At 34.8% G+C, this 22,124-nt stretch carries 21 protein-coding genes; 16 read left to right on the forward strand and 5 right to left on the reverse strand.

Annotation, left to right across the window (positions count from 1 at the left end; translation table 11 throughout):
• Positions 1-8: 8 nt before the first annotated feature.
• Positions 9-854: a transketolase gene (locus ABW637_RS12270; RefSeq protein WP_367584989.1), complete on the reverse strand. Its 846-nt coding sequence runs from the start codon at positions 852-854 to the stop codon at positions 9-11.
• Positions 855-1,310: 456 nt separating this feature from the next.
• On the opposite strand from ABW637_RS12270, the gene tgt reads away from it, so the two are divergent.
• The 8 genes from tgt (at position 1,311) to ABW637_RS12310 (ending at position 10,718) form a co-directional block, all read left to right on the forward strand.
• Complete coding sequence (gene tgt / locus ABW637_RS12275; protein WP_367584990.1) at positions 1,311-2,441, forward strand: tRNA guanosine(34) transglycosylase Tgt; 1,131 nt, start codon at positions 1,311-1,313, stop codon at positions 2,439-2,441.
• 1 nt (position 2,442) lies between these two features.
• Entirely contained in the window at positions 2,443-3,513 is a 1,071-nt protein-coding gene (locus ABW637_RS12280; protein ID WP_367584991.1) for an LptF/LptG family permease, read from the forward strand.
• Positions 3,500-4,432: a DMT family transporter gene (locus ABW637_RS12285; RefSeq protein WP_367584992.1), complete on the forward strand. Its 933-nt coding sequence runs from the start codon at positions 3,500-3,502 to the stop codon at positions 4,430-4,432. The genes ABW637_RS12280 and ABW637_RS12285 overlap by 14 nt, the downstream gene beginning before the upstream one ends.
• Before the next feature lie 52 nt (positions 4,433-4,484).
• Complete coding sequence (locus ABW637_RS12290) at positions 4,485-5,438, forward strand: acetyl-CoA carboxylase carboxyltransferase subunit alpha (RefSeq protein ID WP_367584993.1); 954 nt, start codon at positions 4,485-4,487, stop codon at positions 5,436-5,438.
• A gap of 168 nt (positions 5,439-5,606) precedes the next feature.
• Positions 5,607-7,151, forward strand: a complete 1,545-nt coding sequence (dnaB, locus tag ABW637_RS12295) for a replicative DNA helicase (RefSeq protein WP_367584994.1) — start codon at positions 5,607-5,609, stop codon at positions 7,149-7,151.
• On the forward strand, positions 7,129-8,451 hold the full coding sequence (locus ABW637_RS12300; protein ID WP_367584995.1) for an asparagine synthetase B: 1,323 nt from the start codon (positions 7,129-7,131) through the stop codon (positions 8,449-8,451). Before dnaB ends, ABW637_RS12300 begins: the two co-directional genes overlap by 23 nt.
• Before the next feature lie 77 nt (positions 8,452-8,528).
• On the forward strand, positions 8,529-9,335 hold the full coding sequence (locus ABW637_RS12305; RefSeq protein WP_367584996.1) for a hypothetical protein: 807 nt from the start codon (positions 8,529-8,531) through the stop codon (positions 9,333-9,335).
• A gap of 261 nt (positions 9,336-9,596) precedes the next feature.
• Positions 9,597-10,718 (forward strand): pyridoxal-phosphate-dependent aminotransferase family protein, encoded by a 1,122-nt coding sequence (locus ABW637_RS12310; RefSeq protein ID WP_367584997.1) that lies wholly within the window; start codon positions 9,597-9,599, stop codon positions 10,716-10,718.
• Between the two features lie 66 nt (positions 10,719-10,784).
• On the opposite strand, the gene ABW637_RS12315 is transcribed toward ABW637_RS12310, so the two are convergent.
• From ABW637_RS12315 to ABW637_RS12325, 3 genes are all read right to left on the reverse strand, one after another.
• Positions 10,785-12,080 carry an amidohydrolase family protein gene (locus ABW637_RS12315; protein WP_367584998.1) on the reverse strand — a complete coding sequence of 432 codons (1,296 nt, stop codon included), beginning with the start codon at positions 12,078-12,080 and terminating at the stop codon, positions 10,785-10,787.
• An 11-nt stretch (positions 12,081-12,091) separates the two neighbouring features.
• Positions 12,092-15,085, reverse strand: a complete 2,994-nt coding sequence (locus ABW637_RS12320; protein ID WP_367584999.1) for an amidohydrolase family protein — start codon at positions 15,083-15,085, stop codon at positions 12,092-12,094.
• A gap of 109 nt (positions 15,086-15,194) precedes the next feature.
• Positions 15,195-16,274 carry a DUF3810 domain-containing protein gene (locus ABW637_RS12325; protein WP_367585000.1) on the reverse strand — a complete coding sequence of 360 codons (1,080 nt, stop codon included), beginning with the start codon at positions 16,272-16,274 and terminating at the stop codon, positions 15,195-15,197.
• A gap of 100 nt (positions 16,275-16,374) precedes the next feature.
• Between ABW637_RS12325 and ABW637_RS12330 the strand changes: the two genes are divergently transcribed.
• The 8 genes from ABW637_RS12330 to ABW637_RS12365 all read left to right on the forward strand — a co-directional run bounded on the left by ABW637_RS12330 (position 16,375) and on the right by ABW637_RS12365 (position 20,827).
• Positions 16,375-17,835, forward strand: coding sequence for an aminoacyl-histidine dipeptidase (locus ABW637_RS12330; RefSeq protein ID WP_367585001.1), 1,461 nt, complete (start codon positions 16,375-16,377; stop codon positions 17,833-17,835).
• 192 nt (positions 17,836-18,027) lie between these two features.
• Positions 18,028-18,474 carry a hypothetical protein gene (locus tag ABW637_RS12335; protein WP_367585002.1) on the forward strand — a complete coding sequence of 149 codons (447 nt, stop codon included), beginning with the start codon at positions 18,028-18,030 and terminating at the stop codon, positions 18,472-18,474.
• A gap of 7 nt (positions 18,475-18,481) precedes the next feature.
• Complete coding sequence (locus ABW637_RS12340) at positions 18,482-18,769, forward strand: DUF3144 domain-containing protein (protein WP_367585003.1); 288 nt, start codon at positions 18,482-18,484, stop codon at positions 18,767-18,769.
• Between the two features lie 88 nt (positions 18,770-18,857).
• On the forward strand, positions 18,858-19,109 hold the full coding sequence (locus ABW637_RS12345; RefSeq protein ID WP_367585004.1) for a DUF7660 family protein: 252 nt from the start codon (positions 18,858-18,860) through the stop codon (positions 19,107-19,109).
• Positions 19,102-19,491, forward strand: a complete 390-nt coding sequence (locus ABW637_RS12350; protein WP_367585005.1) for a hypothetical protein — start codon at positions 19,102-19,104, stop codon at positions 19,489-19,491. The genes ABW637_RS12345 and ABW637_RS12350 overlap by 8 nt, the downstream gene beginning before the upstream one ends.
• A 195-nt stretch (positions 19,492-19,686) precedes the next feature.
• Positions 19,687-19,923 (forward strand): hypothetical protein, encoded by a 237-nt coding sequence (locus tag ABW637_RS12355; RefSeq protein ID WP_367585006.1) that lies wholly within the window; start codon positions 19,687-19,689, stop codon positions 19,921-19,923.
• On the forward strand, positions 19,913-20,353 hold the full coding sequence (locus tag ABW637_RS12360) for a hypothetical protein (RefSeq protein WP_367585007.1): 441 nt from the start codon (positions 19,913-19,915) through the stop codon (positions 20,351-20,353). Before ABW637_RS12355 ends, ABW637_RS12360 begins: the two co-directional genes overlap by 11 nt.
• Before the next feature lie 171 nt (positions 20,354-20,524).
• Positions 20,525-20,827 (forward strand): ankyrin repeat domain-containing protein, encoded by a 303-nt coding sequence (locus ABW637_RS12365; RefSeq protein ID WP_367585008.1) that lies wholly within the window; start codon positions 20,525-20,527, stop codon positions 20,825-20,827.
• Between the two features lie 118 nt (positions 20,828-20,945).
• On the opposite strand, the gene ABW637_RS12370 is transcribed toward ABW637_RS12365, so the two are convergent.
• A complete protein-coding gene (locus tag ABW637_RS12370) occupies positions 20,946-22,115 on the reverse strand; it encodes a peptidylprolyl isomerase (RefSeq protein ID WP_367585009.1) in 1,170 nt (389 codons plus the stop codon).
• Positions 22,116-22,124: the final 9 nt, after the last annotated feature.

Consider the following 22,124-nt stretch of genomic DNA (forward strand, 5'->3'; position numbering starts at 1 on the left):
TTGGTAAATTAATAATCCCCTAAGGTTTCAGGATTTTGAGCTAAACCAATTTCGAGTTGTTCATCATTAGGAGCTTTACCATGCCATGCGTGCGTATGCATCATAAAATCTACACCATGTCCCATTACGGTATGTAGCAGTACGCAAACAGGTTTTCCTTTACCAGTTCTGTTTTTTGCTTCATTAAGACCTTCTATTACAGCTGTAATAGAATTTCCTTCTTTTATTTCCATAACATCCCAACCAAAAGCTTCGAATTTAGATTTTAAACTTCCCATAGGAAGAACATCATCTGTTGATCCATCGATTTGTTGTCCGTTAAGATCTATGGTAGCAATAAGATTATCTACTTTTTTACCAGCAGCATACATAATTGCTTCCCAATTTTGCCCTTCCTGTAATTCTCCATCACCATGTAAACTATATACAAGGTGTTCGTCATTATTTAATTTTTTAGCTTGGGCAGCTCCAATAGCTACAGACATACCTTGTCCTAAAGATCCAGAAGCAATTCGTACACCTGGTAAACCTTCATGGGTAGTAGGGTGGCCCTGCAGTCTACTGTTGATTAATCTAAAAGTATTTAGTTCCTCAACAGGAAAATATCCACTTCTTGCTAATACACTGTAGTAAACAGGTGAAATATGGCCATTGGATAGGAAGAAAAGATCTTCTCCAATACCATTCATGTCAAAATCACCTTTTCGTTCTAAAATTTCTTGATATAGGGCGACAAAAAATTCTGTACATCCTAACGAACCTCCTGGATGACCAGAATTAACCTTGTGGACTTGTCGTAGAATGTCTCTACGAACTTGCGTTGCAAAATCCTCTAATTGTTTTGTTTTTGGCATTATAATGCTGATTTCTTGATAATAAAGCCCCAAAAATACAGGTTTTGAATACGGTGGCAAAATGTATAAGCAGCTTTTAATTAAGAAACGGATGTTAATAACGAAAAGTTTTCGAAAATCTATGTTTTTTACATTAGGTGAATACCTAAAATTAGGGCAAGAACATTATTAGATTATTAAAATGTTTGAAATATAGAATTGAAGTTTTTGAGTATGTGAGTCTATTAGAATTTGAGATTTATCTATAGAGGTATTATATTATATCGTTATCAAAGTGGATGCTAAACATATCAATATATACTAAACAATGTTGAGGTAATAAAGTGAGTCACTAAAAGAATATTTAAATACTCAATTGCTCAAATGCTAGCTTACTCACAAGGGAAGTAAAAAGAATAGACATTAAGCTCTAACTTAAATTTGTTAGTTATCTTTGCGCTCTATCAAATGTAAATTATGCAATTCGACCTTTTATCCAAAGATCCACAAAGTAAAGCAAGAGCAGGAAAAATAAGTACGGATCATGGTGTTATTGAAACTCCAATTTTTATGCCAGTAGGTACTGTTGGTACCGTAAAAGGAGTCCATCAAAGAGAACTAAAAAATGATATTAATCCTGATATTATATTGGGAAATACGTATCATCTATATTTAAGACCACAAACTCCGATTTTAGAAAAAGCAGGAGGGTTGCATAAATTCATGAACTGGGATCGTAATATTCTTACCGACAGTGGCGGTTATCAGGTGTATTCGTTATCTGCTAATCGAAAAATTAAAGAAGAAGGAGTAAAATTTAAATCCCATATTGATGGTTCGTACCATGTATTTACTCCAGAAAATGTAATGGAAATACAACGAACTATTGGAGCCGATATTATTATGGCATTTGATGAATGTACACCATACCCCTGTGATTATAATTATGCAAAGCGTAGTATGCACATGACTCACAGATGGTTAGATAGGTGTATGCAACATTTAGAAAAAATTCCGGTTAAATATGGATATGATCAGGCTTTTTTTCCAATAGTACAAGGAAGCACCTATAAAGACCTTAGAAAGCAATCTGCAGAATATATTGCAAATGCAGGTGCCGTTGGGAATGCAATTGGAGGACTATCTGTAGGGGAACCAGCAGAAGAAATGTATGCAATGACCGAAGTGGTTACTGATATTTTGCCAGAAGATAAACCACGTTATCTTATGGGAGTGGGTACACCGATTAATATTTTAGAAAATATTGCTTTAGGAGTAGATATGTTTGATTGCGTTATGCCTACTCGTAATGCACGTAATGGAATGTTATTTACGGCCCATGGAACCATCAACATGAAGAATAAAAAGTGGGAAGACGATTTTTCGCCTATTGATGAAATGGGAATTACTTATGTAGATACCGAATATTCTAAGGCATATTTAAAACATCTTTTTTCGGTGAATGAGTTATTAGGAAAACAAATAGCCACGATACATAATTTAGGATTTTATATGTGGTTGGTTAGAGAAGCCAGAAAGCATATCTTAGCTGGAGATTTTTATACTTGGAAGAATATGATGGTTAAACAAATGGATAAAAGATTGTAATTTGAAGATATTAGATTGGTACATACTTAAAAGATATTTAGGTACATTTTTCACAATGATCTTACTTTTTATTCCTATTGGGATTATTGTAGATCTTTCTGAAAAGATCGATAATATGCTCGAGCATAAGGTCCCTGTAAATGCGGTAGTAGGATATTATCTGGATTTTACAGTGTATTTTGCTAATTTATTGTTTCCTCTATTTGTATTTCTATCTGTAATATGGTTTACTTCAAAACTTGCGAATAAAACTGAAATTATTGCATTTTTAAGTTCGGGAGTTTCTTTTTGGAGATTCTTAAGACCGTACATGATTGGAGCTGTTATTATATGTGTGGGAGCGCTGGCTATGGGATTGTTTTTGGCTCCTAAAGCAAGTCAGGGATTTAATGAGTTTAAATATTCTTACCTTAAGAAAGGAAGAAAAGTGCAAGAAACCAGTAATGTATATCGCCAGGTTAATGATAGTATTTTTTTATATGCTAATAATTTTAAGCCATTAGAAAAGTCTGCCACTAATTTTACCTTAGAATATTTTAACGGTAACGCTTTAGATACCAAAATTTCGGCTAGAAGAATCACATTTAAAGATAGTATATACGAATTACGTGATTATGTAAAACGAAAAGTGTTAGATGATAGAGATATTATAGAGAGGGCTCCAAAAAAAGATACTATGTTGCCTTTTAATATTGATGAATTTACTCCCGTGACTTATGTAGCAGAGACGCTTAATTACACCCAGTTGAGTGAATTTATCGAAAAAGAAAGCAAAAGAGGATCTTCAGATATCAATCGATATAAGGTAGTAGCGTATAAACGTTGGAGTATTCCAATATCTGCATTCATCCTTACCGTAATTGGTGTGGCGGTGTCTTCTATGAAAAGGAGAGGAGGTATGGGAGTCAATCTGGCAGTGGGTATTTCATTAGCGTTTGTTTTTATTTTTTTCGACAAAGTATTAGGTACACTGGCAAATCAGTCTGATTTTCCGCCAATAGTAGCGGTTTGGTTTCCTAACTTATCTTTTGGGATTTTAGCTATTTATCTATTGTTCAATGCTAAGCGCTAAACTTCAGAATTATCTGCATTTGCATTTTATCATATTCGTATGGGGTTTTACCGCCATATTAGGAGAATTGATATCTGTAGAGGCAATCCCGTTGGTTTGGTATAGAATGCTTTTGGCTTCAGGGTTTATTTATTTATATATTAAAGCGAAAAGAATATCCCTTACGGTTTCTAGAAAACTATTTTTCACACTTTTTATAGCAGGTGTTATTATTGCGTTGCATTGGATAACATTTTTTGCAGCCATCAAAGTTTCTAATGTTTCTATAACACTTGCGATGCTATCTACAGGAGCATTCTTTACTTCAATTTTAGAGCCAATTTTTTACAAGAGGAGGCTAATTTGGTATGAACTACTATTCGGAATGTTGGTAATTTGTGGGTTGTACATCATTTTCAATGTCGAAGGAGATTATGTGTTGGGTATTATTTATGCTTTATGTTCTGCATTTTTATCTGCAATATTTTCACTGATTAATGGTAAGATAGCTCAACAGTATAATGCATCAATGATTTCTTTTTATGAATTGTTATGTGGTGTAGCAGTAATCACTATATATCTAATGATTAGTACTTTTTTTGGAAAAGAATTCGAAGGATTTACAATTTCCTTTTTCCAATTATCTATTACAGATTGGATATATATGTTAATATTAGCTTCAGTGTGTACTGCCTATGCTTTTATAGGTTCGGTGCATGTAATGAAGTATTTGAGTCCTTATACAGTTATGCTCACAGTTAACTTAGAACCCGTATATGGCATAGCATTAGCATTTTTAATTTTTGGTGATTCAGAAAAAATGAACCCTCAATTTTACTATGGTGCAGTTCTTATATTTTGCACGGTAATACTAAATGGAATATTCAAAAATGCTAAAAAAAGAAAAAGACAGTCAACTTTAGGTAACATTACGAAGTAAAGTTTTTATATTTGTCGGCTAACCCTAGTTAATATAAATTATATTCTTGATTATGGAATATTTAGAATTTGAACTCCCTATAAAAGAGCTTGAAGAACAATTCGAGAAAGCTTGCGCCATTGGTGAAGAAAGCGAAGTTGATGTAACAGATACCTGTAAGCAAATCGAAAAAAAACTCAAAGAGACCAAAAAAGAAATATACAAGAACCTTACTCCTTGGCAGCGAGTACAGCTATCAAGGCACCCTTCAAGGCCGTATACATTAGATTATATCGATGCGATCTGCGGAGAATCGTTCTTAGAATTACATGGAGACCGAACTGTAAAAGATGATAAAGCAATGATTGGAGGTTTAGGAAAAATCGGGAATCAAAGCTTTATGTTTATCGGTCAACAAAAAGGATATAATACGAAGACCAGGCAATATCGTAATTTCGGGATGGCGAATCCAGAAGGATATCGCAAAGCACTTCGTTTAATGAAAAGCGCAGAGAAGTTTAATATTCCTGTGGTAAGTTTTATTGACACACCTGGTGCATATCCTGGATTTGAAGCTGAAGAAAGAGGGCAGGGAGAAGCAATAGCAAGAAATATTTTAGAAATGACCCGCCTAAAAGTCCCTATTATTGTTGTAATCATTGGCGAAGGAGCTAGTGGAGGAGCCTTAGGAATAGGAGTAGGTGATAAAGTATTAATGTTAGAAAATACTTGGTATTCTGTAATCTCGCCAGAATCATGCTCATCAATTCTTTGGCGTAGCTGGGAGTTTAAAGAGCAGGCTGCCGAAGCGCTGAAACTTACCGCAAAGGATATGAAGAAGCAAAAACTTATTGATGAAATTGTAAAAGAACCGCTTGGTGGTGCTCATAGCGATCGTGAAACTACATTCAAAACAGTTCGAGATAATATTTTAACATCTTTCGAAGAATTAAAAAACTTATCACCAGACGATTTGATAGAAAAACGTATGGATAAATATGCAAATATGGGAGTCTTTAAAGATTAACCCCCAAAAAATCACTTAGTACCTAAATCTGAAGTTTTGAACTTCAGATTTTTTTATGCTTATTAACAATAAAAATTACTTATTAACAGTTCATTTGTTGAAGACCGGTGAACATTCGTATCTTTGTATGTAGGTACATCTCTTTACAATTTTTTTACATTCGTGGTTATGGAAAAAGTACAGCAATCTCAACAAATAAGTTACGGTCGGGGGAACGTAATATCGCTTGAGAAAGGGAAAATACCCCCTCAAGCAGTTGATTTAGAGGAAGTTGTGCTTGGGGCAATGATGATTGATAAGAAAGGGGTTGATGAAATTATTGATATCCTTAACCCTGATGTTTTCTATAGAGAAGCACATCAATACATCTTTGAAGCAATATATAAACTCTTCGAAAACTCCGAACCAATAGACTTATTAACGGTTTCAAGCCAACTTAAGAAGGATTCTAGGCTTGAACTCGCCGGAGGAGACTATTATTTGATACAGCTAACCCAAAAAGTGGCATCTTCTGCCCATATTGAGTTTCATGCCCGTATTATTCTTCAAAAATATATTCAACGTAGTTTGATTAAGATTTCAAACGAAATCATTGAAGAGTCATATGACGAAACTACTGATGTTTTTGATTTGCTGGATATGGCAGAATCCAGATTATATGAGGTTACCCAGGGTAATATTAAAAGATCTACAGAAACAGCCCAGAACTTAGTAATTCAGGCGAAGAAAAAAATACAAGAAATATCAAACAAGGAAGGTTTAAGTGGAATACCATCAGGTTTTGATAAATTGGATAGATTGACCTCGGGGTGGCAGCCAAGTGATTTAATCATTGTGGCTGCCCGTCCGGGTATGGGTAAAACAGCGTTAACCTTGTCTATGGCAAGAAATATGGCCGTTGGGCAAAATATCCCTGTAGCTTTCTTTTCTTTAGAGATGTCTTCTGTGCAGTTAATTACACGTTTGATTTCTTCAGAAACTGGGCTTTCTTCAGAAAAACTACGTACCGGTAAGCTAGAAAAACACGAATGGGAGCAGCTTAACGTAAAGGTTAAAGATCTCGAAAAGGCACCCTTATTTATAGATGATACTCCGTCATTATCAATTTTTGACTTAAGAGCAAAAGCACGTCGTCTTGCTTCTCAACATGGGATAAGAATGATTGTTATTGATTATTTACAATTAATGACTGCAGGAGGAACTGGTAAAAATGGAAATCGTGAACAGGAAATTTCTACTATTTCTCGTAACCTTAAAGCATTAGCAAAAGAATTAAGTGTTCCCGTAATTGCATTATCACAGTTATCGCGTGCTGTTGAAACTCGTGGAGGTAGTAAAAGGCCCTTACTTAGTGACCTTCGTGAATCTGGGGCTATCGAGCAGGATGCAGATATTGTATCCTTTATTTATAGACCAGAATACTATAAAATTGACGAGTGGGATGACGAAGAAAGATCGCCTACTCAAGGTCAAGGAGAATTCATCGTTGCAAAGCATCGTAATGGTGGTTTAGACAATATAAGGTTAAAGTTTATTGGTCACTTAGGTAAATTTGATAACTTAGATGACTTTAGTACTCCTTTTGAGTTTCATTCAAAAATGAATGAAGGAGAAGAAGAAGATCCATTTAATACAAGCCATCTTCCTAGTGCAGATGAAGCTTTTGGGAGTAGTATAAATGATTCTAGTGATGACGACGAAGTGCCCTTCTAAAACAAAATTAATAGCTAAGCAAGCGTATATATCCAAAAAACTTGCTTACCATTTTGTATGTGTTTTAATTTTCTTATTTACATTTCAATCCTATGCGTCTTACGTACTCATTCCTATGGACGCAGATGGGCAGCAGAATCATTTAAAAGCGTATGGCATAACTTATTGGACGTTAAGCAAAGACCTTAAAGTTAAATGGTTACTTAATTATCGAGGAGGATCTTTTCTTTTACCTGATACCGAAAATATCCGTAAAGAATGCACCATTCGAGGAGTTTCTTATGAAGTAATAAGTAATGCCGAAACCGAGGAAATTCTTGAAGAAATTAGTAGTCCATCACAGAATATGGAAGCTGTGATTTTAGAAAAAGCTCCTAAAATAGCAGTATATTCTCCAAAAGGAAATCAACCATGGGATGATGCGGTGACTATGGTACTTACTTTTGCCGAGATTCCTTATGAAACTGTTTATGATAGAGAGGTACTAGAAGATAATTTGATTTTGTATGATTGGTTGCATTTGCATCATGAAGATTTTACTGGTCAATATGGTAAATTTTATGCTTCTTATAGAGCTGCGCCATGGTATATAAAAGAAAAAGCTGAAGCCGAAAAGCTTGCAAAATCCCTGGGCTATCAGAAGGTTTCTCAAGAAAAACTTGCAGTGGCATTAAAAATTAGAGATTATGTCGTTGGAGGAGGGTTTATGTTTGCTATGTGCAGTGCAACCGATAGTTTTGAGATCGCTTTAGCTGCACAAGGTGTGGATATTTGTGAACCCATGTTTGATGGTGATCCTAGCGAACCAGGGTATCAATCTAAAATAGATTATAGTCAGACTTTTGCATTTAAAAATTTTACATTAGAGAGAAGCCCAAATGTATATGAATTCTCTTCTATTGATATGACAAGAAATCGTCGGATTTCTAAAACAACAGATTACTTTACTTTAATGGATTTCTCTGCTAAATGGGATCCTATCCCTACAATGTTATGTCAAAATCATACGGCATTGGTTAAAGGATTTATGGGACAAACAACGGCATATAACCCTAACGAAATCAGATCTAATGTTCTTACGTTGGGGGAGAATAAAACCAATGGTGAAGCAAGATACATACATGGTATTAAAGGTAAGGGATTCTTTACCTTTTACGGAGGACATGATCCTGAAGATTACACACATAGAGTGGGAGATCCTAAAACCGAATTAGAGCTTCATCCCAATTCACCCGGCTATCGTTTAATTTTAAATAACGTGCTCTTTCCTGCCGCAAAAAAGAAAAAGCAAAAAACTTGATTTTTCTTGTAAGGACGTATTAGTATACCTGACTATTTCACTTTTAAAAGTAACTTATAACTATACTATCCTTACTCATGAAAAGATTACTCGCACTATTCGTTTTACTTATTGTTATTGCATCCTGTAAACAGGAAACAAAATCAGAAAAAGAAACTATTACCTCAGAAACACCAAAAGAAGCTGTAGTTCTAGATCGATCTAAAGATTTTCCAGAAGATATCGCTTCAGTTTTTAAAGCTCACGGAGGGATCCAGGCTTTTGATCAAATGAATACCTTAATTTTCGAAATGACCAATCCCGAAGGAAATGAAAAGCATATAACAGACCTTAAAACTCGTCATGCACGTATTGAAACCGATAAATTTACTTTAGGTTTTGATGGTAAAGAAGCATGGTTAGAGCAAGATTCAACATATTTTAAAGGGAACCCTAGATTTTATCATAACCTAATGTTTTATTTTTATGCCATGCCCTTTGTTTTAGGAGATGATGGAATTTCTTATCAAAAAGTTGATGCTCTTAAAATGGAAGATGTCTCATATCCAGGATATAAAATTTCGTATGGTGATGGAGTAGGAGATTCTCCGAAAGATAATTATTTCATTTATTATGATGAAACTTCTAAGAAGATGAAATTTTTAGGATATACAGTTACATTTTTTAGCAAAGAAAGTAGTGAACGAATAAGTCTTATTGAATATTCAGACTGGAACGATGTTAATGGATTATTGCTTCCCAAAACTCTTAAATGGAGGGAATACAAAGATGGTGAAGTAGGCGATGTTAAAAGTGAACGGAATTTTGTTAATTCAAGTGCTAGCAAAGAAAAACCTTTGCCTTCATTATTTAAGAAACCTGTAACTGAAAAGGAAACTCTATAAAAAGTAAAAGTACAAGTATAAGCCCTGACAATACATTATATTGTCAGGGTTTTTTATTAGCAAAGCCAAAACTTTTTTTGATAAAAATAAGAGGGCTTTTTTCAGGAAATCATAATATGTAAAGTTGATTTCTGATTTTGATTATAAAATCATCAATTTTGAGTCGTTTTTTAAATGAAAAGGGTAGGGGTTAAAAATCTACACGTTTAAAATTTTCTAATTTTACGAAAACGATATAGTTAATCATACAAAAATTTCCATATGTATAAAGAGCTCAACACAAGTAATAGAATTTTAATGGGTCCTGGCCCATCTGATGCACATCCACGAGTACTTAAAGCCATGTCTACTCCTTTAATTGGTCATTTAGATCCCGAATTTGTAACGATAATGGATGAGGTAAAAGAAATGATACAAGAAACTTTTATTACTAAAAACCATCTCACCTTTGTGGTATCAGCGCCCGGAAGCGCAGGTATGGAAACTTGTTTGGTGAATCTTTTGGAACCAGGAGATGAAGCTATTATATGTATTAATGGTGTTTTTGGAGGTAGGATGGCCGATATTACAGAACGTTGCGGGGCCACAGTACATAAAATCGAAAAAGAATGGGGAACTGTAGTATCTCCAGATGATATAAAAAAAGTACTGGATAAGTGTCCAAAACCAAAACTTGTAGCTCTGGTACATGCAGAGACTTCCACGGGTGCCTTACAACCGTTGAAAGAGATTAGTGATTTGGTTCATGATGCAGGAGGATTATTAATGGTGGATGCGGTAACCTCATATTGCGGTATGGAGCTTAGAGTTGATGATTGGGACATAGATGCAATTTATACAGGGACTCAAAAATGTTTAAGTGCTCCTCCTGGATTGTCCCCTGTTAGCTTTTCTGATAGAGCCTTAAAAGTATTAGAAAATAGAAAAACCAAAGTGCAAAGCTGGTTTTTAGATCTTAGCTTGGTCAAAAATTATTGGGGTGGAGCTAAACGTGCTTATCACCATACAGCGCCAGTGTCTTCGGTATATGCTTTGAGAGAGTCATTACGAATTGTTTTAGAAGAAGGTCTCGAAAATCGATGGAAAAGACATCAAGATGTACATCAAGTACTTAAAACTAAATTAGAACAGTTAGGGTTTAGGTATTTGGTTGAAGAGCAATATCGTTTACCAAACTTAAATTCGGTTTTCCTACCAGAAGGAAACGATGAATCGCTCATTCGATCAAAATTGCTTAATGATTATAATATAGAAGTAGGTGGTGGTTTAGGAGCTTTTGCCGGTAAAATATGGAGAATCGGTATTATGGGAGAAAGTTGTACGCTAAATCATGTAAATATGCTAATTAGCGCACTTGAAGATATAAAAGAGTTCAAAAATTGAATACATACAAAAAATTGAAATTAAAACCTCACAGATCTTAATAGCCTGTGAGGTTTTATATTTTTTCTACTGTCCATATTTATTACTATATCGTTTCCAAAGCTTGGTTTGATGGCTTTCAAGACTAATTTCTCTTCCCTGGATAAATGCCTTTTCTAATTGATTCGTGCGCATATCTAAAGCATCACCAATACTAATAAATAAGGTTGCGTCTTTACCCTTTTCCAGAGTTCCGGTTATAGTATCGATACCCAGAATCTTAGCACTATTACCAGTAATCAATTGTAGTGCTTTTTCTTTATCTAATCCATGTGCTGCTACCGTTCCTGCCTGAAAAGGAAGATTACGTGCATTGGCACGTTCCATACCACCACTATTCTGTAAGGCAACCAGTACACCAGCATCGATTAATAATTTTGCATTTTTATAAGGTTGATCATAATCATCATCCTCATAATTAGGCGTTGTATGTGTTCTTTTTAATAAAACATGTACATTGTTTTGTTTTAATTGTAAAGCTACTTTATAAGCCTCATCACCTCCAACAATTACTATTTTTTGTACACCATACTCTTTACCAAACGATAAAACTTCAAGGATCGCTTTTTCGGCACTAACATGAATAAATAACGTCTTTGAACCATCAAAAACTCCTTTCATTGCATAATGAGGAAGGTTTTTATTAGATATATCTTTTGCCTTTAAAGAAGCTTTTGCTTCAAGTATAAATTCTTTTAATTCTTTGGTTTGTTTTGCATAGTCTTTATTAGGTTTCAAGCCTGGTTCTTCTCCAAGCCACCAACGCCCTCTTGTATAGCTGTCTGGCCAGTTGATATGTACTCCATCATCTAATTTTATGGTTGCATCTTCCCAATTCCAGGCATCTAATTGCACAATAGATGAGGTTCCTGAAATTCTTCCGCCTCTAGGGGTAACCTGTGCCATTAAAACACCATTTGGGCGCATACTTTCTACGATTTTACTTTCTGCATTATAGGCAATAATACTTCGAATATGAGGATTATAGCTCCCTAATTCGACATCATCACTACTTGCTCTCACAGCAGCAATCTCTACCAAGCCTAGAGTAGAATTAGGAGCAATAAAACCCGGATAAACATGTTTTCCAGAGGCATCTATTACCTTTCCTTTTGGTGTAGTACTTCCTGAAGAACCTATCTCTGTTATTTTTCCGTTCTCAAAAATGATAATGCTATTTTCAACAACGTCTCCATTACCAATATGGGCTGTAGCACCAGTAATCGTTATGGCTTCACTTTGCGCTTTTGCCGGAGTTTGCTGTGCCATTGTTTTTCCGAAGAAAAAAATAAACAATGTTACTATGAATAATATATTTTTCATGTTTCGTTTTCTTAATTAATCGTTTCTATAGTTTCACATTCAAAGTGTTGTTGCTCTTTTTTCTTTGGAGGTTGCGTTTTTAAACCGTTGTTTTTGGCCTTTAACATCATGGTAGAAAGCTTGTTTTTCTCTGATGCGATGGATGTTCTCATGGCTTTATCCTTTTCGAGATCAAAATAGATAGCACCTTCAATAATTGTTTTTTCGGCTTTAGCATATACAGAAAGAGGATGGTCTGTCCATACTACTAAATCTGCATCCTTGCCCACTTTGATACTTCCTACTCGATTATCGATATGTAGTAGTTTGGCTGGGTTTAAGGTGACAAACTTTAATGCCTCTTCTTCAGAAACACCACCATATTTTATCGACTTTGCCGCTTCTTGATTAAGGCGACGTGACATTTCTGGGTCGTCACTATTAATTGCAGTCACAACACCTTGTTTATGCATAATTGCTGCATTATAAGGGATAGCATCATTAACTTCGAACTTATAGGCCCACCAATCTGAGAATGTAGAACCACCAACACCATGAGCTGCCATTTTATCTGCAACTTTATATCCCTCAAGGATATGAGTGAAAGTGTTTATTCTGAAATTGAATTTCTCCGCAACTTTCATGAGCATATTAATCTCACTTTGTACGTAGGAGTGGCAACTTATATACCGTTGGCCATTTAGGATTTCTACTAATGTTTCCATCTCTGTGTCCTTACGGTAGGGTTGACCACTTTTTTTAAGCTTGTCGTATTCTCTTGCCCTATTGAAGTAATCTGTATATACCTGTTCGACTCCCATTCTGGTTTGAGGGAATCTTGTTTTACTTCCCCAATTACTTTGTTTTACGTTTTCACCAAGTGCAAACTTGATAAACTTTGGAGAGTTGGTATAGATTAGATCATCGGCATTGTTACCCCACTTTAATTTTATAATCGCCGAGCGTCCTCCAATAGGGTTAGCAGAGCCATGAAGAATTTGTATCGAAGTTACACCTCCTGCCAGATTACGATATATATTGATATCATCGGGATTAACTACATCTTCGATAGTTACTTCTGCGGTAGAGTTATGCCCTGCTTCATTAACTGCAGCAGTTGCAATATGAGAATGCTCATCGATGATCCCCGCAGTAATGTGTTTTCCTGTTGCGTCTATAACTTTAGCATTTCCGGCATTAAGGTTTTTACCTACGGCAGCAATCTTTCCGTTTTTTACTAATACATCAGTTTCAGTTAAGATCCCATCAGACTCATTGGTCCATACTGTAGCATTTTTAAATACAATATTTTCAGAAGTAGGTAGATTTGTGCTTCCATAGGCAATATTAGGGTATGTTATTGGTAGCAGCTCGGGTTTTTCTTTTTTGTCAGAAGGTTTTTTATCTTCTTTTTTATCTGAAGTATTTTTTGGTTTCTTTTCAGCGGTAAAACTAGTTTCAGATCCATTTGGCAGAATGGCTTTACCACTCCAAAAATTTGGAGTATCTCCTAAAGCAGTTACAATTCGAGTGTATTTGGTTTTGGTAGTATCTGCATCAGTAAAAGTTATGGATACCCAATCGTCTTGGTAATTAATTTTAGTACCTAATTTTGTTTCACCAAGCTTTATAGTAGCTTTAGGTTTAGCGGGTTTACCAGAAATTGAAAGATCATACGTTTTTCCTGCTACAGTAAGCGCGTATGTACCATTGATATCCGTAACAGTCATATCGTTAACTATATTTTTTTGACCCTGAACCCAGTTTTCGTATATAATATTCTCTTTTGAAAACAACTCATCTTTTGTAATCAAAAAATTGGCATATGCTCCTTTTTTGATACTACCCAAAAGATTGCTTTTTCCTAGGATTTTTGCAGGAATTGTGGTCAAAGCTTCTAGAGCAGTTTTCTTGTCCAATCCATACTCGATAGCTTTTAGTACTCGGGTATTAAAGTCTGTTATTTTCTTAAGCTTATGTGTTGTTAATGCAAAAGAAACTCCATTTTTTGCCAATACCGAAGGGTTAGCAGGAGCTTGATTCCAGTGGCGCATATCTCCAAGACTTACCAAGGAAGTTGTATATGGATCTGTTACATCATAGGCATCAGGAAAGTCTAGCGGAATAATATAATTAGCATTGGTGGCCTTTACCTTATCAATCCTTGCATACTCGTCACCACCACCTACAAGAGTGTATTGGATCCCAAATTGATCTCCAATTTTATCGGCTCTAAAACCATGAATACGACTTCCGGCTTCAAAAATTTGTAGAAGATTTTTGTTTCTATTAATAGCTTCTAAGGACAAGTCTTTATTATCCGCATTACCAGAGTTATACCATGTTGCATCATGATACACTTGCCTTAGTAATGCCATAGCTCCCATTAAGGATGTAGGGTATACTTGTTTACTTGCGTTACTTTTTGTGAAGGATAAAAATTGTGCAGACGCATCACTTAGTAATCGTTCACCTTTAGTACCATGATTATTTAATGCTACTAAGACTCCTATTCCTCTAATGATTCCGTCTGGCATATGGGTATTTAATACCCCAAATCCTTGTTTTATATATTCGGTAGCTTTTTTATCATCATATTTAAAATGAGTTAACGAATTTGTTTCAGGACGAATATGATCATTCCAGTAATGCCCCTCTCTAGAAGCTGTCCACTGCGGTTGTGCACCGGGGCTAAAAATACTACCCCCTTGTTTTTTTGGCTTTTTAATTCCAAAATTGGTAAACGGATCAATAAAAGAAGCATAAATATGTTTTCCTTTAAGGTCGATAATGATGCTATTATCGGGGATAGAAACTGAAGTGCCTACCTCGATAATTTTACCTTTTTGGATAACCAAAATTCCATTTTTGATTTCAGAATTTGGATTGGTATGGATCGTTGCATTTTTAAATACGGTGTAATTAGTCTCTGTAGTTTTAACTCCGTCGTTTTTAGGAAAGTATTCTTGAGCATACGAAGTAAAACAGCCACATATCACCGTGAGTGATATAAGTAATTTTTTCATCTGATTGTGTAATGTGTTTGAATCAGATTTAAAGATAGCGGTTGATCAAGAAAGAGCTTGTTAATTAATAATAATTTAACAGCTAGTTGATGCTTACTAGATTAAAAAGTTATTCTATGTGGGCGATTGGATTTACTTTATAATAGTTTACTAATAGTGCTACAACATAACTATAGGTATCCATACCATCGGGTTGATTGTTGGCTTTTAGGTATTTATCATACGTGCCTTTAAAAATAGGTTCTAAAGGGTTTTCATATGATTCCCAGAATTCATTTACTTCGCGATAATTTGCTCGTACACCTGGGCGTAATTCTTCTACTAGACAAATTGCTTTTTCCTCATTACGCAAGTAAAGGTCATTCAGACAAAATTTGAGAGCAAAAGTGGCTCCACTATAATTAAAATATAGATCATTATAATTCATAGTAGTAAGTGCGGCTATAAAATTGGCTTCATTCTCTTTTGCAAACCCCAACTGATGGGCTTCTTCATGACAACTTGTTGTAGGGGTTTTGTAGTTAAGAATGAGCCCGTTTACCTGAGCTTCGTTGGTAATAGGGTTTAAGTACCCGCTAAACCCCATGTAGGTTAAGGGTATGCTTAATAAAGATTTTTTAATACTTTTTGGGTGGTATCTAAGCGTAGGAAACATCCCGTTTAATTGTTCGTAGGCAGGAATCGTTTTTTCGAACACTTCTTCTTTAGAATAAGGAATCTGAATGGCTAGTGAATCATTAGGTTCAAGTTTTTGATGTAAAGAATTTGCATGCGCAATTAACTTTTTTGAGACCGAAATCAGCTCTGATTCGGTATATTCATCGTCAATTTTCAATATTTCATGCAGCGGCATCCTATAATAATTCATTCCCCATAGGATATGAAAACTAGCATAAACGATTGATAAAGTAGCTCCCATATCAATCAATACATTTTTCCAAATAATATCTTTTCTGAATACTTTTTTAATTAAAAAGCGCAGTAGCATAATGATTAAAACACTATACAAAAGATCTCCAAAAGAAAACGGAAGCCATCCAAAAACATAACGTAATACTTTAGAGGTATAGACAAAAATACCATTACTATAAAAGCGCTCAATAAATTCTGGAAAAAAAGAAATAATCTTGATCAGTATAATTTGAACGGGTAATAGTAGGGTAAGAAATAGTTTTGTTCTGGATTGCATGAAATACATATAAATTACATTGACAAAACTACAACATTTAATATTTCATTGTATTTAAGGTTATCATAATATACTACATTTGCGAAAATACGATACACATATGAATTCAGAAATAAGAAATCTAGAACCTAAAGCCGTTTGGAATAAATTTGCGGACCTTAATGCAGTACCAAGACCTTCAAAAAAAGAAGAGCGCGTTATTGCATTTATGAAAGATTTTGGAGAATCTCTTGGGTTGACTACCGAAATAGATAAAGTTGGTAATGTTCTGATCAGAAAACCAGCTACACCAGGGATGGAGGATCGAAAAACGGTAGTAATGCAATCTCACCTGGATATGGTACATCAAAAAAATGCCGATACGAAGTTCGATTTTGATACCCAAGGGATAGAAATGTATGTTGATGGTGATTGGGTACGAGCGAATGGAACCACATTAGGTGCAGATAATGGCTTAGGAGTAGCAACTATTATGGCAATTTTGGAATCGAAAGAGATTCAGCATCCCGCAATTGAAGCCTTGTTTACCATTGATGAAGAAACAGGCATGACCGGTGCTATGGGACTCGAGGGCGGTTGGTTGCAAGGAGATATTTTATTAAATCTGGATACCGAAGAAGATGACGAAATAGGAGTGGGATGTGCAGGAGGAATAGATGTTACTGCTAACCGAACGTATAAAGAAGAAGATGTTCCCGAAGGAAAGGTTGCGTACACCATTTCGGTTACAGGGCTTAACGGAGGACATTCTGGAATGGATATTCATAAGGGATTAGGTAACGCTAATAAAATTATGAATCGATTATTGTTTGACGGATTCGAAAATTTTGGAATGCGAGTAAACGAAATTAGAGGAGGAAGCCTTAGAAATGCAATACCAAGAGAAAGTTTTGCTATGGTAGTAATAGATGAAATCCAAGCTGAAGCATTCGAGTTTGAAATTGGTGAATTGTCTAACACCGTGAAGAAAGAACTTTCTATCGTAGATTCAAATCTCGAAATTGAAGTTGTCAAAGCAAATCTCCCAACCCATGTTATGGATTTAGGAGTGCAAGAAGGGATTCTAAAAGCCTTATACGCAGCTCATAATGGTGTGTATACCATGAGTGCATCGATTCCTGATTTGGTAGAAACATCAAATAACATTGCCAAAGTGACTATTGGTAGTGGTGAAATTACTATCGAATGCCTTACGCGTAGTAGTGTAGAGTCTTCAAAAATGGATTTGGTAAATAAACTAAGAGCCACTTTTGAACTCACAGGATGTGAGGTGACTACCAGTGGAGATTATCCGGGTTGGGCACCTAATATGAATTCATCTATCCTAAAAGTGTTGGATGAATTATACCAAAAACTAAACGGAGAAAAAGCACATGTTGCCGCTTGTCATGCAGGATTAGAATGTGGTATTTTAGGACAGAATTATCCCGATATGGATATGATCTCGTTTGGTCCAACGATTTTGGGAGCGCATTCACCCGATGAGCGTGCCAGCATATCTTCTGCACAGAAATATTGGAATTTCGTTCTGGAGATTTTAAAAGAGATTCCGAAGAAGTAATTTTAAATACATAGACCTCACAGGTGGGTTGCTGAGCTTGTCGAAGTAAAACCTGTGAGGTCTTAAAAAATACGATCAGGATTATAAATTCTCGAGAAGAAATATATAATTTTAAACATTTGTAAATAATTACTAACGGTAGTAATAGTAATTGTTATTATGTCATTGTTGTGCATCATTAAACTCTTAATAATGTTTGGAATTTTTAAAAAGAAACCTAAAGTGCTACCAAATTTTGAATTTCTAACTGGTTATGCTGAAAAAAACAAATATTTTGTTCGGACATTACAATGGGACTGGCTTAATGAAGAGATGATTCATCTATTCGACAACAAATCTCCAAGAGTAATAACTATGGATGAATGGCCTCAACAAATTTATCTTGATGCTGACGGGCAAAAAACTATTGAAGAATACATTATATGGATAGCAAATAAGTATAGTCGTGGACAAGTTCCTTCAACGTTAGACAAAGATATAATCCTAATGATCGAAGACTTAATAGAAGATGGTGAAATGATAAAACTAACCGAAGGAAAAACGGATTTGCCATATTATTTAGACAGTCCGAAATCCAAACAGGATATAGACAAAGCGTATGAGTTGATGAAAAAGGATGGTTATATAAAACAAAAATAATTTTTGAATGGACGAAGTTGACAAACATTTTTATAATCGAGCAGATGAACATATTAACTTATCGAATGATCAATTAAAAACTGAAAGTAGAGGAAAAGTGAGTGCCTCAATGATGTATGGATTAACTCGATTTAACTCATGGATAAGCGCCTGTGGATGGAACAGCGGAGAAGAGATGAAATCTGCTAAAAAAGAAACTCTAGACTATTTTGTCAATGAATATCGAAAAATGCTTGAAGAAAATCTTGACGATTACATTAACAATTTTGATGATTATATGAAACCTGAAAAATAAAACGAATGCACAACACTATATAACAAAACATAGCTGCCCTTTAGGTCAGCAACGTTTGTTATATTTAACGTTACCCACAATTATAAGAATGACATATTCATCAATAGAAGTTAATGATAGAAAAAGTTTCTCAGAATTCTTAAAGCTATTATTAGAAGATTATAAAAACAACGGACAAAACTGGGAAAATAATAATCTTGAATTATTTTTAGAGGCAATGCAAAGATATTCGGAGGATGTTGATGGATATTATAAAAATATAAAACCAAATCTGGATCCGGAAACTCCAACTTGGAGAATTTTTGCTGATATATTATGTGGAACTGTTGTATATGAATGAGAAACATATTCCATATCAAAAAAGGTTGAGTCATCCTGAGGACTTCAAAGTTAAATATCATTTTTATTCAACTGATGAGGGAGGAAGAAAATCCTTACCATTTCAAGGAATAAGATCTGACTTTTGGTACGAAAGTGAAAACCACGATATAGACGGATATTTCATTATTTGGCCTGAATTTGAAAATAAAAATGGTGGATTAATCGAATCTGGAGTAGTTTTGAATCAGGGAATTGCAAGGATGTGGATCATTAATAACAAATTAAGAGCTTATCATCAAGATCGAATAAAAATCGGAACTAAAGGTTACTTTATAGAAGGAATTAGAACGGGAGAATGTGAAGTAATAGAAATTGTAGGTTTAATGAGTAATCCAACCTAAAAATAAAAAGTGGATAACACTATATATGTGAGCATAGCAGCAAAGTGATCAATCGAAAGGTCTTTGTATTTTTGGTTAGGCGCAATGCTTGCAAAAAGGAAAAGTTAGCAACCAATGCACGATAATGTCGATGGCTTGGTAACATTTTGCTCTGCTACGACACATATATTAAACGTTAACTACAATTGCCAGAAAATGAAGAAAGAACATAAAAAAATTGTGGAATATATTTCTACATTCCTTAATAAGTACCCTGACCAAAGATTTGGTCAAGCTATTTTTAATCTTAAAATCAATGAGTTTCTTGAAGAAGAAGATTGTATGAACCCCAAATATCAACTTCGAGATATATATGGTGATTCAGATGAAGAAATACTACATAGAGTTGAATCTCAAACAGAATGGTTAAAAAAACAAAGTAATGATCAATAGATTACAATTTTCAATTGATATTAAGGCTGGAAAAACCAAGATTTGGGAAGCACTCTGGAACGAGAATTCTTATCGCGATTGGACCAGTGTATTCTTTGAAGGCTCTTATGCCATTACCGAGAATTGGAAAGAAGGTAGTAAAGTATTGTTCCTTTCTCCAGATCAAAGTGGTATCTACAGCATCATCGAAACACATATTCCAAATAAAATTATAATATTTAAGCATATCGGAAACGTGGTTAAAGGAAAGGAACAACCCATTGATGATGAAACTAAAAAATGGTCGGGCGCTGCAGAAATTTATGCACTTACCGAAGGAACCGACTACAATACACTTACAGTTGAAATAGATGTCCTTGATGAGCATCTAGACTTTATGACCGCCAGATTTCCAAAAGCACTGGAAACGATAAAGAATAACTGCCGCTAACAACATGTATAATTAATTGTGGAGTATTTATTGGATAGATTTTAGACCCACAAAAGAAAAGTTGCAACTAATATGAAGAAAAACCCAAAAACAAGGTAATATTTTACTCAGTTACGGCAAATATTAGATGTTATATAAAAGAAGAATAAAATTATTAATAAAAATAATATTATGTCAGGAGGAGATTGGAAATCTATGTTTAAAGCTACCCAAGAGGGTGATTTTGAATTAGTGAAATTCTATCTTGAAAAAGGAATGGACCCAAATTATCAACATCCAGAATTTATGGCTTTACCCTTAGTAGAAAGTATTAGGTTTAACCATTTGAAAATAACAAAATTACTACTAGAAAATGGCGGAGATCCAACGATTAGAGAAGTTATGGAGGGAGAAACATCTATCTCTATAGCAAAAAAACTGAATAATCAAGAAGCAATTGATTTATTGAATGCTTATATAAATCAACCTGAATAAGAAAATAGCTTGAAATATTCGTAGAACCTTATATCATTAATTGTCATAAAATAGAATGTAAAAACAAAAAGCATCTCAATATTGAGATGCTTTTTGTTTTATTTACACACTTACACTTCTAGTGGCCATGACCATCATCTTTTGAATGTCCTTTAGGAGCGCTATTAGGATCCTGTATATCAACAATTTCAAGTTCGAAGATAAGATCAGTATTTGGCGGGATTGGTCCAGCTCCTCTTTCTCCGTAGGCAAGATGAGCAGGAATGTATAGTATAGTTTTATCACCAACTTTCATTTGTTGTGCACCTTCTTTAAAACCAGGGATCATTTGAGCATCTGGAGAATATGGCATTGGCATTGGAGCATAACCTTTTGGGTGTGCCGCTCTACGCTCATTATAAATACCAAGTTCTTTAGCTTTTTCGGCAATGTTTGTGTCAAAAGCTTTCCCATCTGCAAAATACCCAGCATAGTTTACATTTACAGTATCGGTTGTTTTTGGTTTTTCTCCACTTCCTTCTGTAACGAATACTACTTCTAATCCGCTATCCAATTTTTTAGCTTTAGCTCTTAGTTCCTTAAATTTTGCAGCCATAGCTTCGCTTCTTTCTTTTTCTAATCGCTCTTTTTCTTCTTTTTCTTCTTCAAGAGCTTTTAATTTACCAGTAAAAGCAGTTTCAGTATCAAAAGCCTTGGCATCAGAACCTTTACGAATGATATTTACTTCAAGCATTTTTATTTCGTTTTCTGGCTTATCTCTAGGGCCAGTTTTAACTACTCCTATACTGTCAACAACATCTTGGCCGATAACAATTTCTCCAAACACAGTGTGCTTCCCGTTTAGCCATGGAGTTTCTTTTAGAGTAATAAAAAATTGACTACCATTAGTACCAGGGCCAGAATTTGCCATAGATAGAATCCCTTTAGATTTGTGTGTAAGTGAATCTACAATTTCATCTGGGAATTTGTATCCTGGATCACCAGTACCTGTACCTAATGGATCACCTGTTTGGATCATAAAATCTTTGATCACTCTATGAACTATAATTCCGTTATAATATTTTTTTCCTTTATAAGTACTATCAACCATGGTATTAGTACCCTCTGCCAATGATACAAAATTGGCGACTGTCATTGGGGCAAGATTATGATATAATTTTGCAACTGCAGTTCCTTTGTTTGTTACGATTTCTGCATAAATACCTTCTTGTAGATCAGGATATTTTTCATTACAACTACTAATTGTTATTGTGATTAGAGCTAAAAATAAAAGACTTAGTTTTTTCATTGTGTATTA

It is taken from the genome of Aquimarina penaris (genome assembly GCF_040786285.1).
Classification (GTDB): Bacteria; Bacteroidota; Bacteroidia; order Flavobacteriales; family Flavobacteriaceae; genus Aquimarina.

What these genes read in the sequence shown, in the direction of transcription:
- ABW637_RS12370 (WP_367585009.1), bottom strand. Translation starts at nt 22,115, where the DNA reads ATGAAAAAACTAAGTCTTTTATTTTTAGCTCTAATCACAATAACAATT.
- tgt (WP_367584990.1), top strand. Translation starts at nt 1,311, where the DNA reads ATGCAATTCGACCTTTTATCCAAAGATCCACAAAGTAAAGCAAGAGCA.
- ABW637_RS12355 (WP_367585006.1), top strand. Translation starts at nt 19,687, where the DNA reads ATGAAGAAAGAACATAAAAAAATTGTGGAATATATTTCTACATTCCTT.
- ABW637_RS12270 (WP_367584989.1), bottom strand. Translation starts at nt 854, where the DNA reads ATGCCAAAAACAAAACAATTAGAGGATTTTGCAACGCAAGTTCGTAGA.
- ABW637_RS12310 (WP_367584997.1), top strand. Translation starts at nt 9,597, where the DNA reads ATGTATAAAGAGCTCAACACAAGTAATAGAATTTTAATGGGTCCTGGC.
- ABW637_RS12320 (WP_367584999.1), bottom strand. Translation starts at nt 15,085, where the DNA reads ATGAAAAAATTACTTATATCACTCACGGTGATATGTGGCTGTTTTACT.
- ABW637_RS12315 (WP_367584998.1), bottom strand. Translation starts at nt 12,080, where the DNA reads ATGAAAAATATATTATTCATAGTAACATTGTTTATTTTTTTCTTCGGA.
- ABW637_RS12350 (WP_367585005.1), top strand. Translation starts at nt 19,102, where the DNA reads ATGAATGAGAAACATATTCCATATCAAAAAAGGTTGAGTCATCCTGAG.
- ABW637_RS12330 (WP_367585001.1), top strand. Translation starts at nt 16,375, where the DNA reads ATGAATTCAGAAATAAGAAATCTAGAACCTAAAGCCGTTTGGAATAAA.
- dnaB (WP_367584994.1), top strand. Translation starts at nt 5,607, where the DNA reads ATGGAAAAAGTACAGCAATCTCAACAAATAAGTTACGGTCGGGGGAAC.
- ABW637_RS12345 (WP_367585004.1), top strand. Translation starts at nt 18,858, where the DNA reads ATGACATATTCATCAATAGAAGTTAATGATAGAAAAAGTTTCTCAGAA.
- ABW637_RS12335 (WP_367585002.1), top strand. Translation starts at nt 18,028, where the DNA reads ATGTTTGGAATTTTTAAAAAGAAACCTAAAGTGCTACCAAATTTTGAA.
- ABW637_RS12365 (WP_367585008.1), top strand. Translation starts at nt 20,525, where the DNA reads ATGTCAGGAGGAGATTGGAAATCTATGTTTAAAGCTACCCAAGAGGGT.
- ABW637_RS12325 (WP_367585000.1), bottom strand. Translation starts at nt 16,274, where the DNA reads ATGCAATCCAGAACAAAACTATTTCTTACCCTACTATTACCCGTTCAA.
- ABW637_RS12360 (WP_367585007.1), top strand. Translation starts at nt 19,913, where the DNA reads ATGATCAATAGATTACAATTTTCAATTGATATTAAGGCTGGAAAAACC.
- ABW637_RS12285 (WP_367584992.1), top strand. Translation starts at nt 3,500, where the DNA reads ATGCTAAGCGCTAAACTTCAGAATTATCTGCATTTGCATTTTATCATA.
- ABW637_RS12340 (WP_367585003.1), top strand. Translation starts at nt 18,482, where the DNA reads ATGGACGAAGTTGACAAACATTTTTATAATCGAGCAGATGAACATATT.
- ABW637_RS12300 (WP_367584995.1), top strand. Translation starts at nt 7,129, where the DNA reads ATGACGACGAAGTGCCCTTCTAAAACAAAATTAATAGCTAAGCAAGCG.
- ABW637_RS12290 (WP_367584993.1), top strand. Translation starts at nt 4,485, where the DNA reads ATGGAATATTTAGAATTTGAACTCCCTATAAAAGAGCTTGAAGAACAA.
- ABW637_RS12305 (WP_367584996.1), top strand. Translation starts at nt 8,529, where the DNA reads ATGAAAAGATTACTCGCACTATTCGTTTTACTTATTGTTATTGCATCC.